Origin of the sequence: Microcoleus sp. AT3-A2, from assembly GCF_036705685.1 — a bacterium.
GTDB lineage: Bacteria > Cyanobacteriota > Cyanobacteriia > Cyanobacteriales > Microcoleaceae > Microcoleus.
This window is the reverse complement of record NZ_JAUBVF010000035.1, coordinates 25451-40344: the sequence shown is the minus strand read 5'-3', so window position 1 is coordinate 40344 and position 14894 is coordinate 25451. Positions and strand designations below refer to the sequence as shown.

General features: G+C 43.2%; 16 protein-coding genes. 10 read left to right on the top strand and 6 right to left on the bottom strand.

What is annotated here, in order from left to right; genetic code table 11:
- Positions 1–23 precede the first annotated feature (23 nt).
- From QUB37_RS19045 to QUB37_RS19035, 3 genes are all read right to left on the bottom strand, one after another.
- On the bottom strand, positions 24–941 hold the full coding sequence (locus QUB37_RS19045; protein WP_333164911.1) for a Bpu10I family restriction endonuclease: 918 nt from the start codon (positions 939–941) through the stop codon (positions 24–26).
- On the bottom strand, positions 934–2202 hold the full coding sequence (locus tag QUB37_RS19040) for a DNA methyltransferase (RefSeq protein WP_333164909.1): 1269 nt from the start codon (positions 2200–2202) through the stop codon (positions 934–936). The genes QUB37_RS19045 and QUB37_RS19040 overlap by 8 nt, the downstream gene beginning before the upstream one ends.
- 231 nt (positions 2203–2433) lie before the next feature.
- Positions 2434–3111: a uracil-DNA glycosylase gene (locus tag QUB37_RS19035; protein WP_333164907.1), complete on the bottom strand. Its 678-nt coding sequence runs from the start codon at positions 3109–3111 to the stop codon at positions 2434–2436.
- Positions 3112–3304: 193 nt separating this feature from the next.
- Between QUB37_RS19035 and QUB37_RS19030 the strand changes: the two genes are divergently transcribed.
- Positions 3305–3976: a phosphoribosyltransferase family protein gene (locus QUB37_RS19030; RefSeq protein ID WP_333164904.1), complete on the top strand. Its 672-nt coding sequence runs from the start codon at positions 3305–3307 to the stop codon at positions 3974–3976.
- Between the two features lie 63 nt (positions 3977–4039).
- A complete protein-coding gene (locus QUB37_RS19025) occupies positions 4040–4309 on the top strand; it encodes a hypothetical protein (RefSeq protein ID WP_445251099.1) in 270 nt (89 codons plus the stop codon).
- A 172-nt stretch (positions 4310–4481) separates the two neighbouring features.
- On the opposite strand, the gene QUB37_RS19020 is transcribed toward QUB37_RS19025, so the two are convergent.
- Both QUB37_RS19020 and QUB37_RS19015 read right to left on the bottom strand, forming a co-directional pair.
- Entirely contained in the window at positions 4482–4865 is a 384-nt protein-coding gene (locus tag QUB37_RS19020; RefSeq protein ID WP_333164900.1) for a VOC family protein, read from the bottom strand.
- Positions 4866–4925: 60 nt separating this feature from the next.
- Positions 4926–5546: a histidine phosphatase family protein gene (locus QUB37_RS19015; protein ID WP_333164897.1), complete on the bottom strand. Its 621-nt coding sequence runs from the start codon at positions 5544–5546 to the stop codon at positions 4926–4928.
- Between the two features lie 55 nt (positions 5547–5601).
- Here QUB37_RS19015 and QUB37_RS19010 point away from each other — a divergent pair, with 55 nt between their 5' ends.
- A complete protein-coding gene (locus QUB37_RS19010; protein ID WP_333164894.1) occupies positions 5602–6069 on the top strand; it encodes a hypothetical protein in 468 nt (155 codons plus the stop codon).
- A gap of 146 nt (positions 6070–6215) precedes the next feature.
- Here QUB37_RS19010 and QUB37_RS19005 read toward each other — a convergent pair whose 3' ends face one another.
- Complete coding sequence (locus QUB37_RS19005; protein WP_333164891.1) at positions 6216–6542, bottom strand: hypothetical protein; 327 nt, start codon at positions 6540–6542, stop codon at positions 6216–6218.
- A gap of 154 nt (positions 6543–6696) precedes the next feature.
- On the opposite strand from QUB37_RS19005, the gene QUB37_RS19000 reads away from it, so the two are divergent.
- The 7 genes from QUB37_RS19000 (at position 6697) to QUB37_RS18970 (ending at position 14862) form a co-directional block, all read left to right on the top strand.
- On the top strand, positions 6697–6975 hold the full coding sequence (locus QUB37_RS19000; RefSeq protein ID WP_333164888.1) for a hypothetical protein: 279 nt from the start codon (positions 6697–6699) through the stop codon (positions 6973–6975).
- A gap of 38 nt (positions 6976–7013) precedes the next feature.
- Positions 7014–7295: a hypothetical protein gene (locus tag QUB37_RS18995; protein ID WP_333164886.1), complete on the top strand. Its 282-nt coding sequence runs from the start codon at positions 7014–7016 to the stop codon at positions 7293–7295.
- Positions 7296–7642: 347 nt separating this feature from the next.
- The gene (locus QUB37_RS18990) at positions 7643–8470 is read left to right on the top strand and encodes a PHP domain-containing protein (RefSeq protein ID WP_333164884.1); all 828 of its coding nucleotides are present in this window, start codon (positions 7643–7645) and stop codon (positions 8468–8470) included.
- A gap of 200 nt (positions 8471–8670) precedes the next feature.
- Positions 8671–8880 carry a CsbD family protein gene (locus QUB37_RS18985; RefSeq protein WP_333164882.1) on the top strand — a complete coding sequence of 70 codons (210 nt, stop codon included), beginning with the start codon at positions 8671–8673 and terminating at the stop codon, positions 8878–8880.
- 294 nt (positions 8881–9174) lie between these two features.
- The gene (locus QUB37_RS18980; RefSeq protein ID WP_333164879.1) at positions 9175–10143 is read left to right on the top strand and encodes a hypothetical protein; all 969 of its coding nucleotides are present in this window, start codon (positions 9175–9177) and stop codon (positions 10141–10143) included.
- Positions 10143–11006, top strand: a complete 864-nt coding sequence (locus tag QUB37_RS18975; RefSeq protein WP_333164877.1) for a DUF1822 family protein — start codon at positions 10143–10145, stop codon at positions 11004–11006. The genes QUB37_RS18980 and QUB37_RS18975 overlap by 1 nt, the downstream gene beginning before the upstream one ends.
- A 319-nt stretch (positions 11007–11325) precedes the next feature.
- The gene (locus QUB37_RS18970; RefSeq protein WP_333164875.1) at positions 11326–14862 is read left to right on the top strand and encodes a CHAT domain-containing protein; all 3537 of its coding nucleotides are present in this window, start codon (positions 11326–11328) and stop codon (positions 14860–14862) included.
- Positions 14863–14894: the final 32 nt, after the last annotated feature.

Genomic DNA, 14894 nt, shown 5'->3' with positions numbered 1-14894 from the left:
GGTTCCGATAATTTTTTTTCCACTTAAAAATAGCCTCTTGAAAGCACGTCATCTTCGTCTAGTTCATCTTTACCAATCATCCCTTCAATCTCCCTTAAAAATCTCATAAAAACTTCCGGTGCAAAGGGGTTGGTATCAAGATGGTTGACAAAATAATCTTTATTTTTCTTTCTTCCCTCTACCGTACTAAAAGCACTTCTTATATTAGACGATAAGCGTTTTGCTTTTCTCAAAATTAGTATCTCATCAATAGCTGTGAGTGATGAGCTAATCGGCGACATATCAAGCCACTCACATAGCAAGAAATACTTGGCTCCTGGTACACTCAATTTTACATCCAGGGCAGTTGCTGCGCCCTCTTGAAACATGGTTTTATCAAGATTTGTTTTACACTCAGCCGCAACATAAGCAATATTTGCCTCGCGGGAGGTAGTCTCCTTAAAATCTTGGGTATGAGAGGCTTTTAGAAATATTTTTCTACTAATCGCAAAATCTTGATCCTTGGCTCGAATACTCATCCCACCGCCTTTTGGACTGAGTTTTAAACTTGACTCAAATCGTAGTGATGAAAAACACTGTGTTGGGCCAAAGGATAATTCTTTGTCTTTTAATGAATCTGCAAAGACGGTTGTAACTAAGATAGGTATAAATTCTTCAATAATTGAGTTGTCAAGTTTTAATTGCCCTTTTTGACGGTACAAAAAATCATTGTCACTGTCAAAAATTAGTTCAACGTCAATGTATCGCTTATAGGAGGTTAGATGGGATACCATCTCTGGAACAACTTTCAGATCATCCCCCCTAATGTTTTTAAGCGTTTCCAACCATTTTTTGTAGTATTCGATTGCTTGATTAACACGCCGTTTATCTGTAGGAGGTAATTTCACGTTATCAAGTAAGGCTGCTAGTTTGTCCCCATGTGGTTGAGCTAAATTAAACATAATTTTCTTTTTTTGGGTTGAGTATTTCAAGGGTTTTCCGTGAACGCTGCAGATCGAAATAAGGTGAGGGCTGTACTGTGGCAACCTTATCGATAGCATCCTTGATTTCATCTTTTACTTGTTCATTCGCTACGGAATAAGCAGATATTAAAGCTTCTATAGAAAGAGTTCTGGCTTGATGTATGGCAAAATAATACTGTAAGTCTTCTCTTTTTGTAAAGTGTAGTATATCTTCTTTGATAATTTTTCCATAACGATTTACAAAACTTCTTTCTTGACGGATATTTAAGCTAATCCCCAATACTTGACGAGCAACTTCTGCAACTAACTCCCCGTTAAAAAAAGGCGTTCCTCTAATATTTGATTCTTTACCTACTACAAATATTATTCTACTATTAGGGCTGCATATTCTTAACAATTCTTGCAAAGAATATGCGATGTCTAAGCAATATTGAATGACAGTTAGAAATCTATTACTTCTATGCTTGCGATTAGAACCAAACTCTGATTTTGCCACCTCTAAAATTTTCCAATTTAGTGCTTCAGTAGAACCACGATACTGCTGATGATAGTTAAATACATTGATATAAGGGGGGGACGTAATCACAAGATTGACGCTGGAGTTGTGTAAGGGAACGTGTCTTGCATCGGCATTGTAGGCATTTATCGGCTTTTTACTATAGGGTAGTTTAAGGACAAAAGTAGCGATATTTTCCGCAATTGTAAAAACTCTTGATTTGGTAAGTTTTTTGTTTTCTAAGTCTAGCAATACCACTAATGCTTCATGTAGAATATTAAGGAATATTTCTTCCTCATCAACGGCTACGTCTACAATTTTATCTATTAAATCATTGGGTGTAAGTTCTTTTTGTATGGTTTGGAAGAGTGGCATTCTATCCCATATCTCTGTTTTTAGTTGAGTGAGAAAACAATTGATACATTTTTCACGCTTTCTTGGTGAGATAGTGATGAATTTATAAGTGTTAGCTAGGATTAAAGCTGCTGGATTGATTTCTGTTCCGCAGGCTTCCAGTCCGAATCTTCCTGCCTCATATAAAACAGTTCCGCTACCTAAAAATGGATCAAAAATCACACTATTTTTATTGGCATATTTATCAATCAAAGTTTCGACGAACTGGGGTGAAAATTGCCCTTTCCAAGGAAGTGGATTAGTACGTTGTTTATCTTCAATGTCTAATAGTTCTTGAGGAATTTCTTGTCTATTGATAGGAGTTTCACTAAAAATACTAAAGACAACCATAATTCGGATTTTTACTACGGGGCGTGAATTTATGAATGGAAAGCGGGAACTTGTTTTGTAGATGGCAGGTAAAAATCAGAGATTGTTGGTGAAACCAGCCCCCTACCAATGGCAAATGAAAATTAATTATAATTTTTTGGTGGGTCGGGGCTGGTTTTAAGATTGTGGGTAAAAATCAGAGATTGTTGGTGAAACCAGCCCCGACAAATCAACAAAAATTGATTAGAATTGCTATTTTAATTCATCCAATTTAGCTTTTATGGCCTGCATATCTTGCCACATAAACCATTTCGGAGTCTCCGGTTCACGGGAGGGATTTCGCAACAAGTATGATGGGTGAAAGATTGGCATACACAAACGATTTTCCCATTCAATCCATTGACCTCTAATTTTACTAATGGGCCGCTTGTCGCTTAGCAAAGCTTTGAGGGCTGTTGCACCGGTTAATAAAATAATTTTGGGGTCTAAGATGCGAATTTGTTCGAGCAAGTAAGGTTTGCAAGCTTCGATTTCTTTTGCTGTTGGAGGGCGGTTGTTGGGAGGGCGACATTTGATGACGTTGGCAATGAATACGTCGGTTTCTGCACTCAATCCCACGGATTCTAAAATCTTATCTAACAGTTTGCCCGATCGCCCGACGAAGGGCAATCCGGTTTCGTCTTCGTTTTGTCCGGGCGCTTCTCCCACAATCAAAATTGAGGCTTGAGGATTGCCGCGCCCGATGACGGCGTGAGTGCGGCTGTTGCCCAATTCGCAGCGGTAGCAGCGGTTGCAGTGCTCGCCGATTTGTTCCATATTTTGATAAGTGCCGGGAGGGATGGGAATTTTGGCATTTGCTGGTATTGAATCTGTTTGGAAAGTGGCACTTTGATTGTTATCAAAAAGGCTCAGTTGCAAGTCGCTGGACATAAATTTTACAATTAGGGAGATTTTTTTGAGTCTAGAGTTTATAGTTTAGATCGGGTTTGGTGATTTGAGATTGGCTAGAAGCTTGTGTGCGATGTTGTCGATTCCCTACGGGATAGCTACGCACGGGCGTACAATCTCCAATTAAGACTGGCACAATCTCCAATTGTTTGGTTGAGCTCGTACAGGCAAAAATATGTTCTCTAACCCGTTTTTTGACGATCGCGCCGATGCAGGCGAAAAACTGGCCGAGGCAGTTGTGGACGAGCTCGGCAAGTTGAGTTTAATGACACAGAAGGCGGTGCAACCGATTGTTTACGCCTTGCCGCGCGGGGGTTTGCCCGTTGCGGTGCCGATTGCGCGCCGCTTGGGCTGTCCTTTGGATGTGGTTGTTGCGAAGAAAATTACTCGCCCAGATAATTTAGAATTGGCGATCGGCGCTGCAACTGCTGACGGTCACGTCCTCTGGGAAAAGCAAAAGCAGCACAATTTACGCTTGCAAAAATTAGCATTGCCCGTGGCTCAAAATAATGCTCAATCTCTGCTGGCCGATTTGTCTCCGGGACGCCCAAATATCAGCGCGGCTGGGGCTTTGGCGATTTTGGTAGATGACGGCATTGCTACGGGGATGACGATGGCTGTGGCGGCTAAGGCTTTGGAGTCGCAGCAACCGCTGGCTTTGTGGATTTGCGCGCCTGTCGCCCCGGCAGATTTGATGGGATTTTTGGCCCAAATGGGCGATAAGTTGATCGTTCTGGAGACTCCTCACCCTTTTTACAGTGTCAGTCGCTTTTATGGGCAATTTCCGCAGGTTGAGACGGCGGAGGCTTTAAGGTGTTTGCAGCAACAAACTGAATGGCGATCGTAGGTTAAGCTAGAAGGCTAAATCTAAAAGCTCGATCGCTAACACATGAGACCTTGGCAATATTGGTTGGACACTTTGATTCTGTCTACTCAGCACAATCCGCCTCGCTTTGTTGAGTTGGTGATGTTGACTTTGGCGATGATGTTGCTGGGGCTGTGGAGTGTAACATTGCAGTGGCAGTATTTAACGTTGTCTTTGAGTTATATAATTGGTTCGTCTTTTTCAATTTTGGTGCGGGAATCCATCGGCCCACGGCCTCAATTTCAGCTAACTCACCTGACAGCGTTGCTGTTATTAATCATCAGTTTTTATAGTTTTGCTGAACTGATTAGGTAGTTAAGGCCGTTTTGAGTTGTAGAGGCGGGTTTGACAATGTGATTGCGAAGGTGGTGAAGCAATTGCATAAGTTATATAGCAATCCTCAGCGGGTTGTGAACTCGATGTTTTTTTGAACTAACCGCGAAGAGGCGAAGGAAGAGAAGATCGAGAGTTCATCAATAATTAGCCATCATCCTATATTCTCATTAGATTGATGTAAAATTATGCGGTTCCCGGCAGGATCAAAGGCATAGATTTCTAGACCGTGAGAAGCTTTGATAATTTCTCCACTGGGCGGATAACCTAAAGCCCAAATTCGGGCGATCGCAGTTTCGATATCGCTGACTTCCAAACACAGACTCATGCCTGTTTTTGCTCGATTTGCAAATTCCGATTTGTGGGAATCTTTGGGTTTGAATATACCGAGTCTTAAGCCTGGGAGTTGAAATTCCGCATAAGTATTGGGAATATAAGGGTTTGGCTCTATGTCGAGAAATTTTGTGTAAAATTTAACTAGAACTTCTTTATCAAGGTCGGCTAAAGTCACTAGGGCAGCGCTGTATTGGAAACTCATATAAATTGGTAAGGGGTAATTGGTAATGGGAAATTGATAATATTATAACTTTCTATCTATTTAAAATCCTCCAATTCGTCCGACTATTTGAATTTTACCCTGTCTATCGCTTTTGAGAATCACAGCTTCGCCGCTTTGCGGTACAATATCAGTAATCGCGGTAATATTTACTTGATGCGTTACCATAATAATCGCGCCTTGTGTGTTGCGGTTGTCAACAATTAATTTGCGAATAGTCGCTGTTTGTCTGGCTTCTTTGCTGCTGTCCCTAAAGAACGAGCTCAGCGCTGGAAACGGTTCGACTTTGCCTAAATTTATCAATTTGGCTGTTTCCAAACATCGGCACCACTGACTCGATAAAACTCTGGCAACTTTGATGTTGCGGTTGCGAAATTCTGCTCCAATTTGCTTGGCTTGGGTTCTTCCTTGTGCTGATAAATTCCGCTGGGTGGAACAGTCACCCAACTTAAAGTTAGCAGGATCTCCCGTGCCTGGGGCGATCGCGTGTCGCATTGCTACCACCAACCCTGTCTCACCCCGCTGCAACAATTGCCACCCTGCTTGAGTTTGCGCGTTGGTTGCTGCGTCAGAACTTGCAGTTGCAATCATTAAGCCGATCGACAATACTAAAGCTAGCGACCCGAAAAACCATTTCCAGTTGAGGTCAATTCGCGCAGCCATTGTTGCAGAAGTTAGGAATTAACTTATCATATTATAATACAACAAATATTGCTCTATGGAACTCACCAATTTTATTGCTCTGTCTGTCATTGTTGCCCTCGTGCTGGGGATTGGGTTTGGAACAATGACTTGGGCTTACTTCGGCAAGGGCAGCATTTCTGTACTCTTTAAAGAACCAATTTTAACTTACCCAGAATTTCCCGATACCGACAGCGGCAGCAAAGCTTCCGTTTATTTTCAACAAGGAATTGAGGCTTATCAGTCGGGAAAGTACCGCAAAGCCAAAGATAAATTTACCAGCGCTGTAGAACAAGTTTCAACTTTAGCAGAAGCTTACCACAATCGCGCCTTGGCTTGTGCAAATTTGCGATCGGATGACGAGGCTGTTGCAGATTTGATCCGTGCCAGCGAATTATACCAACAGCAGGAGGCTGGATTTGCGATCGACACAATTAAACAAAATCTGGCCGCATTGAAGCAGCGCAAATTAGAACGAGAAAAACAAAAAGCAGTAGCGAGATAAATTATTATTTTCTGCCCGTGGAACTAAACCCAAACCTAGAGCTTTGGTCTTAAAAACCCGGTTTCTTTAAGGCCTTAAAGAAACCGGGTTAGTTTACAGAAATTTTATTAAAGTTGAACATCAAGATTTAACGTTGTCCCTAACAGTTAAACTTTTCTAGCATCTTCTATTTGGTCAATTTTAGAAATCAGCATTTCTCGGCTAGATGCCACGACTCGATAATTAGTAATTGGATCGTAAGCTTCCCACTCTTGAGTCACTTCGCTGTCTTGCCAAAAAAACCATTCCCGGTAAATTTCGCCGTCATCAATGTCGCCGCACAAGGGAAGCCAATCATCTCCTCCCAAGCTCTCAAAATCTCCTCCTACTAAGTCAATCCAAGCTGCAAAGATACAAGAGTCAATAGCATTATTATTAACAGTGACTGCGTTAGAGTGAAGAGAAGTTTCGGGAAAACAAAGTGTGGATTTCATAAGCTGTACCTGAATGTTATGTTATTAATTTATAAAAAAATCCTCTACGGCAGTGACAGCAGAATGCCACTATCCTAACCTCCACAGTTCCCCCCTCGAAAAATCTTGACACCCAAAGCGCTCAAACGCCTCTGCTGTATGACTTGAGACCGCTTTGAGTCAAGTGGCTACAGAGGCTAAATTGAGCCACTTTGCCAACTGGCATAGAAGAAAGCCCGATCGACCAAATATTGCTGGCGAGGGCGATCGCGCATTAAGGAGCAAAGACAGCGCGACTGGCAATTGTATACTGGGTAAGTTGGCGAGTTTCCGTACAGTTTTTGTGATAAAATTAGCAGTAACCGGACTTTCGTACCGACAGCCTGGTCTTGTCAAAAGCTTTCCAACGAGCTTTCCAACGGTGGTGCGATCGCCAGTTTTGATTTATTGTTAATTTTGCCAAGTCCCGATCAACTGTTAGGGAAAAAAATTATGCAAGCAACCAACCAAGAAGGAATTATCAATCTGACAATCCACTATACCAACGGCAAACAGCAACACTTCCAGTTCATTGCGCCAGAGGGAACAGTAGGAGAGCAAGCAACTTTAGGCACTCGCCTACACAAAATGTTGACAGCAGACCCGATAATTCTCGAATTGGCAGATAAACTGGTAGTTATCCCAGTTCACAACATACAAAGTATGGAAATATCGCCGGTTCCTCCCAAATTGCCAGAGGGGGTCATTCACCCAATGCGAGAAATCAAGAAATAAGGTGTTCTGCATTTGAATTCAACTGAAAATGCGAACAGGATGCTCAACATACGCAAAGTTTTAATAAACAGAAAGGTACAAAATTAAGGCAGGAAAAATTATTACAGCTAACAGATTTAAATTACAAAAAACTTTTGCTTGCAGTGAAATTAGTTACGAAAAAAAAGGCAATTGTCGATAACAGCCAACCGTTATAGCATCACTAATTCAATCTAAAATCGTTCTCCTATAGCGCTCGCGCCGAAGTCTAAAATCTAAAATCTAAAATCTAAAATAGTATGACGTTATATCTCACATGAGTGAGGGGAATAATTGCAGGTTTTACAGACTTTAACTTACCAGAAAAAATGCTAGAGCTCCACTGTCACACTACTTATTCCGACGGCACTCTCACCCCTGCCGAACTCGTAGCCGCCGCCGCTTCATCGGGGGTTCGCGCCTTGGCCGTCACGGATCACGATACGATGTCGGGTTGGGATGAAGCCTTCGCTGCCGCTGCTTTGCACGGTATAGAAATCGTACCTGGACTCGAACTCAGTACAGTTCACAACGGCCGATCGCTGCACATTTTAGGTTTTTATCCCGATGCAAATAAGTTGCGCGTTCCTTTGAACGATCGCCTGGAAGGGAGGTTTCGCCGATCGCAGGAAATGGTCGAAAAATTAGCAGCAATGGGATATGCGATCGAACTGCCAAAAACATCCCCAGGAATGGCACCGGGAAGGCCTCACATTGCCTCTGCACTTGTAAAAGCCGGTCACGCCAAATCATCGCGGGAAGCATTCGATCGCTGGCTGGGAGATGACGGCCCGGCTTATGTGCATTACGAGAAATTCTCGATCGTCGAAGGCATTGATTTATTGCGAAGTTGCGGTGCAGTACCAGTTTGGGCTCACCCTTATTTGTTTCGCGGCGGCGCTGTTGAGGAAGTCTTAAAAGAATTAGTAGATGCTGGTTTAATGGGAGTTGAAGTATACCATCCCAGCCACAGTTCTAGCCAAATCCAAAAATTGAAAGATTTGTGTCTTCATTATGGTTTGCTGGCAACTGGTGGCAGCGATTATCACGGCCCCGATCCGGAAAGGAAAGCAGCAGATAGCACCCAATTGAATATGCTGCATTTGCCGTTAGAATTGCTCGAACCGATTAAAGTTGCTGCGGCGAGTTTGAAATAGTTTTTTAGGACGAATTTTGGCGACGTATTCAGTGGTCAAAAAAAGGAATCCTTCGCTTTTTGAGTGAGTAATTTGTACTAAGTAAGTCATCAGAAGAAGACCGAGGTCAAGCAGAATATAAATTAATATGAAGTTAAAGGCAATTGCAGGCGAGTTGATTTTACAATGTTACTATAGCAACTTGCCAAACGGAGCTTATCATGAGTACAGAAGACAGAGCGAAAGCGATCGGCAAAAATTTAGAAGGCAAAGCTCAGGAAATTTTCGGTAATATTACGGGCAACAGAAAAGACCAGGTTGAAGGTAAAGCCAAACAAGCCGAAGCCTCCGCCCGCCACGCAGCAGAAGATGCAAAAAATGCGGTGAAAAATCTGGCAGATAAAGCCAAAAAGTCGATCGACAAATTGTAGAAACTGCGTTATACCAAATCCTGGCTAATAGAATTCGCTTCATATCAAATCCTTTGGTATCAATAGGGTTTGATATGATTTATTTTTGGAATGTGCATAAACTGGGTGACTCCTGCGACATCTCTTCAAAAGCGCAGTGGAGAAGTCCCTACGATTGTTAATTTTACACCGGATTAATTTCGTAGTAAGGACTTCAGTCCTTATCGCATTGCCTTTACGAAAAATTTTTGCTCAATTCTGCATAAAGCCGCCAAAACCTGCGATATCAGAGTATCAACACGCAAAAACTGGACTATGACGAGACATGATACCCCCGTCGAACCCTTAGCAGGTTTAGTTCCTGTAGCGGCAAGTTTCAGCTTGTTGCTTCCACCCACGGGTTGGGAACTCAAACCGATTTCGTTGACTTTGTTACTGTTGGCACGTTACAGCGCTATTTTCCCTGGGAAAATCGAATTATCTCGATGTCATCCGAACGTGCCTGTGAACACCGACGAACAGTTACGCCAACTTCTACAACTCTTGAAAGACTCGCAAGAGGGGAGTAAGGAAAAAGAAAGACTCAAAAATCAATTGTGCCAACTCATTCCCCATTTGCCCGGAATTCGCAAGCATCCTTATCCTAATATTGATTTAGACGAAATGATGCAGGAAGCTTATTGCGGTTTTATCAAAACGCTTTCGGCATTTTTGCGGGGACTTGACCTCGACAATCTCGCTGCTGATGTGTTGCGAACCCGAGTAGTTCAGCGGTTCAATAAAACTCTCAAGAACAAAGTCTATGACCAATATCGCCGGATGCAGCAACAGATTTTTACTGTTAGTTTTGATGCTCCGATTACGAGCAACCCAGGTGAAAAAATTGAGGCTCAAGAACCGATAGACGATACCACTAGAAATGGGATTGAGCAACTCATCGAGAGAGAACAATCTCAAAATAAGCAGGGCATCGGCCGCAAACTATGGCAGTGTATTGAAGACGATCCGACGGGAGAACTGCGAAACAGTTATCCCAATGAAAAAATAGATAAGACTCAGCCAAACACTCCCGAAAATCGTCGCCCTCGACCGGATGCCAATTGTCACATACTGGCAGTGCGATTGCTGCTGAAAGACCCTCCTGATAAATTATCGGTAATTGCCAGAGAGTTAAATATTGACTATCAAACTCTCAACTCTCACTGGAAAAGAACAGGTTTTGAACTCGTCAAAGAGATTGGCAATAGAATTGCTAAAGAATGTGGATATCAACCGGAGGAATAATGGTGAATAGCATGGATACTTATTTGTTACAAATTCCTCTGGAGCAAACTGCCCGCAATTTAGCTCTGCAATTTGCTTCAGAGCAAGCTAATCCGCAAAAAGGCAAGCGGGTTTATTTCAATACCCTGGCGGTTTGGGCAGTTAACTATTTTTTGGAATGGATGGAAATGGAAACCGATATTAATGGCGGTGATAGTTGGAATCCAGCAATGCGGGCGGTTTTGGATGTCGGCGATTTGGTTTTGCCGGGGATTGGCAAGATAGAATGCTGTCCGGTTCAGCTTGGAGAATCGGCGATTTCTCTGCCGGAAGTGCGAGGAAACCGCATTGCATATATCGTCGTTCAGTTTGCCGAACCTTTCGATAAAGTGAAACTTTTGGGCTTTATTCCGGCTGTGGAAATTCATGATGAAATTCAAGAGATTTCTCTAACTAATCTCAAACCCCTTGAGGAATTGTGGGATTATTTGGATCGAATTGAGTTGGCGATTCCGCTGTTGCAAGGTGAAATTGAAGAGTTGCTATCTGATTTGGGAGAAGATGACCCCGTACAAGCAAAAGTTCGGGAGAATTTGCAAAACAAATCTATTTCGGAAATTGTGGCAATTTTGAATAAAGTTTTGCACAGTAGTGAGAAATCTGACTGGGGATATGAAGGGGGGAAGGCTTTAGCGGGAAGTGGTTCTAGCAGTGGAGGTTTGGGAAATAGAGATATATCTTTCTCTCGTGATAAATCTTCACCTGTTGAGAAAGCTTCAGATATTGAGGAGGATGTGAAAGCGGAACTGAATCTGATCGCTGAAGATTTGTTGGAGAAGTTAGCTGAGATTTGGGGAGATGGTGATGATTTTGCCTTGTCATAAATCGGCAATCTCCCAGAAATATGGATAAATTTCCATGACTTGTAGAGGCGGCTTCACTAACCATATCTGATAAAAATCAAAAATTAAAAAAAACCGCCCCTACAAGTCATCAATACGAAAAAAAAATTAAAATATTGCGTTTTTGGGTTTTTTGCATGGGGTGGGGGCGGGTTTTCGAGTTTGTTTGTTTTGGGCGCTGATGGTTGGTGAACCCGCCCCTACAACATTCCCAAGACAAATATCTATAATTTTTCAGGAATCTGCATAATTCTCCCCCAAATTGCCGATCGATATATATACAGAATAAAAGGAAACTCCCATGAACGAACAACGCCTCGCGGCCTATCTCGAACTGATTCAAGCCCTGCTTGAGTGCCTTAGCGGTGAAGAGGATGATATTCTCAACGCCAATCTAGAGTTAGTTGATGCCAATTTTGTGCAAGTCATGGAAGCGGAAGCGGAGAAGATGGCAACAGAGGACAACTCCCAGGCCGCTTGGTTGCAAAATCTAGCTGCACAATTGGCACACTTTGTCGGCAGTACAGCAACTCGTGAAGAGTATTTATCTTTCTTGATGGAGGTGTTGCAAGCAACGTCAGACAGTGACGGAAATCCTCAAGTCGTTTATCCTATTTTACAACAAAAATTCGATAAATTGGATTTAAACTTTGCTCGAATATTACAAGCTTGGGCTACATCCACATTCACAGAATTTACCTCAGAAGAAGCTGCATATTTAGCAGGAGTTATTGTCAATTTGGGCAATTTAATTAATCAGTTTCCTCTAGGGCGGCGGGCATGGAATTTAGAAATAGGTATTGTTTGTTATACCGCTGCATTAAAAGTCGATACCCGCGAGGATTATCCCGAAAATTGGGCAGGGACTCAAAACAATTTGGGAAATTCCTATACTCAGAGAATAGAAGGTGTCAGGGCGGCAAATATAGAAGAGGCTATCGCCTGTTTTCGGGAAGCATTAGAAGTCTATACCCGCGAGGATTATCCCGAACAATGGGCAACGATTCAAAACAATTTGGGGAATGCCTATAATGACAGAATAGAAGGTGTCAGGGCGGCGAATATAGAAGAGGCTATCGCCTGTTTTCGGGAAGCATCAGAAGTCTATACCCGCGAGGATTATCCCGAACAATGGGCAATGACTCAAAACAATTTGGGGACTGCCTATAGTGACAGAATGGAAGGAGTCAGGGCGGCGAATATAGAAGAGGCTATCGCCTGTTATCGGGAAGCATCAGAAGTCTATACCCGCGAGGATTATCCCGAAAATTGGGCAGCGACTCAAAACAATTTGGGGACTGCCTATAGTGGCAGAATAGAGAGAGTCAGGGCGGCGAATATAGAAGAGGCGATCGCCTGTTATCGGGAAGCTTTAAAAGTCTATACCCGCAAGGATTATCCCGAAAATTGGGCAATGACTCAAAACAATTTGGGGACTGCCTATAGAAACAGAATAGAAGGTGTCAGGGCGGCGAATATAGAAGAGGCGATCGCCTGTTATCGGGAAGCTTTAAAAGTCCGTACCCCCGATAATTATCCCGAAGATTGGGCAGCGACTCAAAACAATTTGGGGGCTGCCTATAGTTACAGAAGAGAAGGAGTCAGGGTGGCGAATATAGAAGAGGCGATCGCTTGTTATCGGGAAGCTTTAAAAGTCTATACCCGCAAGGATTATCCCGAAAATTGGGCAAGGACTCAAAACAATTTGGGGGGTGCCTATAGTTACAGAATAGAAGGAGTCATGGATGCGAATATAGAAGAGGCTATCGACTGTTATCGGGAAGCTTTAAAAGTCTATACCCGCAAGGATTATCCCGAAAATTGGGCAATGACTCAAAACAATTTGGGGACTGCCTATAGAAACAGAATAGAAGGAGTCAGGGCGGCGAATATAGAAGAGGCGATCGCCTGTTTGCGCTTAGCATTAGAAATTAGCACTCCTACTGCTTTCCCTTTAGACTGCTTGCAATCAGGTAGAAACCTCGGAAATACCGCTTTCACTGCTGGTTTTTGGGATATCGCCCTGGAAGGATTCGAGAAAGCAATTCAAGCAGTAGAAAAAAGCAGAAGTTGGGCAACTTCCGACGATATCCGCCAGCAGATTTTAGCTGAATCTATAGGTGTGTACGAAAAGGCAATTCAAGCTTGCGTCAACAGCAACCAACTGGAGAAAGCCATAGAATACTGCGACAGAACCCGTGCTCAGCGGTTAGTCGATTTAATGCACAGCAATGATTTGTATGCTAGCGGCGAAATTCCGCCCGCAGTGCAAAAGTATTTGCAGGAATTTGAGGTGAAGCAGCGGGAAATTGACGCAGAAGTTGAACAACTCCGCAAACCTTCTGAAGGCAATAAAGAATTAGCAGGTGTGGGGAGTCAGTCGCGCAGTCGGGCGGATTTGTCTGCTTACACCGAGAAGATTCAAGAATTGGAAGGGGAGAAACAGCAAATCTGGGAAAATATTCGCAGTTTAGATCCTGTTTTAGCTGGACAAGTTCAAGTCGATCCGATGCAGTTTGCGGCGATGCAGAAACTCATTGACAATTCACAGACGGCGATTCTCTGTTTTTATACCACGACTGATGACACTCATGTTTTTGTGATTTACAAGGATAAAGCGCCGCAGATTCACACTTGTCAGGGAGAGGGTTGGGAAAATTTTCAGAATTGGATTAGCGAGAGTTGGTTGTCGCCTTATTTGCACGATAGGAAAATTTGGCAACAGGGGATGGGTGAGTTTTTGTCTCAGTTGTCGCAGCGGTTGAAAGTTGATGAGTTGATTGGTAATTGTTTGGAGGGGATTGAGGAATTGATTGTGATTTCGCATCTGTTTTTGCATCAGATTCCGCTGGCGGCATTGCCGATAGAACCCCCTCAACCGAGGGCGGGCACGGGGGCACGGCCCCTACGAAGGGTGTTCCTTGGTGACAAATTCCTAATTCGTTACGTGCCCAGTTGCCGAATCTTGGAGTATTGCAATCAACGCCCAACCATCGAATCGCCGAAATACGGGATTGTGGAAAATGCCACGGATGACTTGTACTTCACTCCTTTTGAGTGCGAACAAATTGCCGAAATTGTGACCAAACCTGAGCGCTTAAAAGGAAGTCAAGAAGCAACAGTCGCCGCCTATCGAAACCTCGCTCAAAATGTGAATGTAATCCACTCCAGTCACCACGCTGTCTCGCGTTTGGACAATCCTTTAGAATCGCGATTGTTTTTAGGAGACGGGAGTATCACATTAGGGGAATTGATGACACCTGGTTGGCGCTTGCCGCAGTTATCCGATGTGTTTATGTCCTGCTGCGAAACTAATTTAGGAGGGACGGAAATTACCGATAATCTGCTCAGTTTGGGAACGGGAATTTTGTGTGCGGGGGCGCGGAGTGTGGTCAGCACTTTGTGGGCGGTGGATGATTTTGCTACTTCGTTGTTTGCGATTTTTTACTATCAGTATCGTCGGCAAGGTTTGAGTCGTCCAGAGGCTTTGCGACGGGCACAAGTGAGGTTACGGACAATTTCGGGGGCGGACTTGAAAGAGCTTTATCAACCGCAAATCGATCCGTTGCTTCAGAGAATTATTGGGGATTTAAAGTCAAAATTGGCGGTGGTTCAAAAGGAAAAACAGGAGTTAAAATTGCGGCAGAAATCTTACCACAAGGAGACGGATGAGTTTAATAAGTTGGGGGCGCAGTTGAAGAAAATAACGAAGCGGGAGAATCAGATTCAGAAACAGAAGAAAGGATATGAAAGTTTGAAAGAAAATATTTACACTCGGTCAAATCCTTTTGATGGTTTGAGTTATTGGTCGGGGTTTATTTGTCAGGGTTTGCATTGACTAGACTTACGCACTCCGGCTGAATAAACCTG

Excerpts from the sequence above, each read along its gene's own strand:
- QUB37_RS19045 (WP_333164911.1), bottom strand. The coding sequence starts at position 941 with ATGTTTAATTTAGCTCAACCACATGGGGACAAACTAGCAGCCTTACTT.
- QUB37_RS19040 (WP_333164909.1), bottom strand. The coding sequence starts at position 2,202 with ATGGTTGTCTTTAGTATTTTTAGTGAAACTCCTATCAATAGACAAGAA.
- QUB37_RS19035 (WP_333164907.1), bottom strand. The coding sequence starts at position 3,111 with ATGTCCAGCGACTTGCAACTGAGCCTTTTTGATAACAATCAAAGTGCC.
- QUB37_RS19030 (WP_333164904.1), top strand. The coding sequence starts at position 3,305 with ATGTTCTCTAACCCGTTTTTTGACGATCGCGCCGATGCAGGCGAAAAA.
- QUB37_RS19020 (WP_333164900.1), bottom strand. The coding sequence starts at position 4,865 with ATGAGTTTCCAATACAGCGCTGCCCTAGTGACTTTAGCCGACCTTGAT.
- QUB37_RS19015 (WP_333164897.1), bottom strand. The coding sequence starts at position 5,546 with ATGGCTGCGCGAATTGACCTCAACTGGAAATGGTTTTTCGGGTCGCTA.
- QUB37_RS19010 (WP_333164894.1), top strand. The coding sequence starts at position 5,602 with ATGGAACTCACCAATTTTATTGCTCTGTCTGTCATTGTTGCCCTCGTG.
- QUB37_RS19005 (WP_333164891.1), bottom strand. The coding sequence starts at position 6,542 with ATGAAATCCACACTTTGTTTTCCCGAAACTTCTCTTCACTCTAACGCA.
- QUB37_RS18995 (WP_333164886.1), top strand. The coding sequence starts at position 7,014 with ATGCAAGCAACCAACCAAGAAGGAATTATCAATCTGACAATCCACTAT.
- QUB37_RS18990 (WP_333164884.1), top strand. The coding sequence starts at position 7,643 with ATGCTAGAGCTCCACTGTCACACTACTTATTCCGACGGCACTCTCACC.
- QUB37_RS18985 (WP_333164882.1), top strand. The coding sequence starts at position 8,671 with ATGAGTACAGAAGACAGAGCGAAAGCGATCGGCAAAAATTTAGAAGGC.
- QUB37_RS18980 (WP_333164879.1), top strand. The coding sequence starts at position 9,175 with ATGACGAGACATGATACCCCCGTCGAACCCTTAGCAGGTTTAGTTCCT.
- QUB37_RS18975 (WP_333164877.1), top strand. The coding sequence starts at position 10,143 with ATGGTGAATAGCATGGATACTTATTTGTTACAAATTCCTCTGGAGCAA.
- QUB37_RS18970 (WP_333164875.1), top strand. The coding sequence starts at position 11,326 with ATGAACGAACAACGCCTCGCGGCCTATCTCGAACTGATTCAAGCCCTG.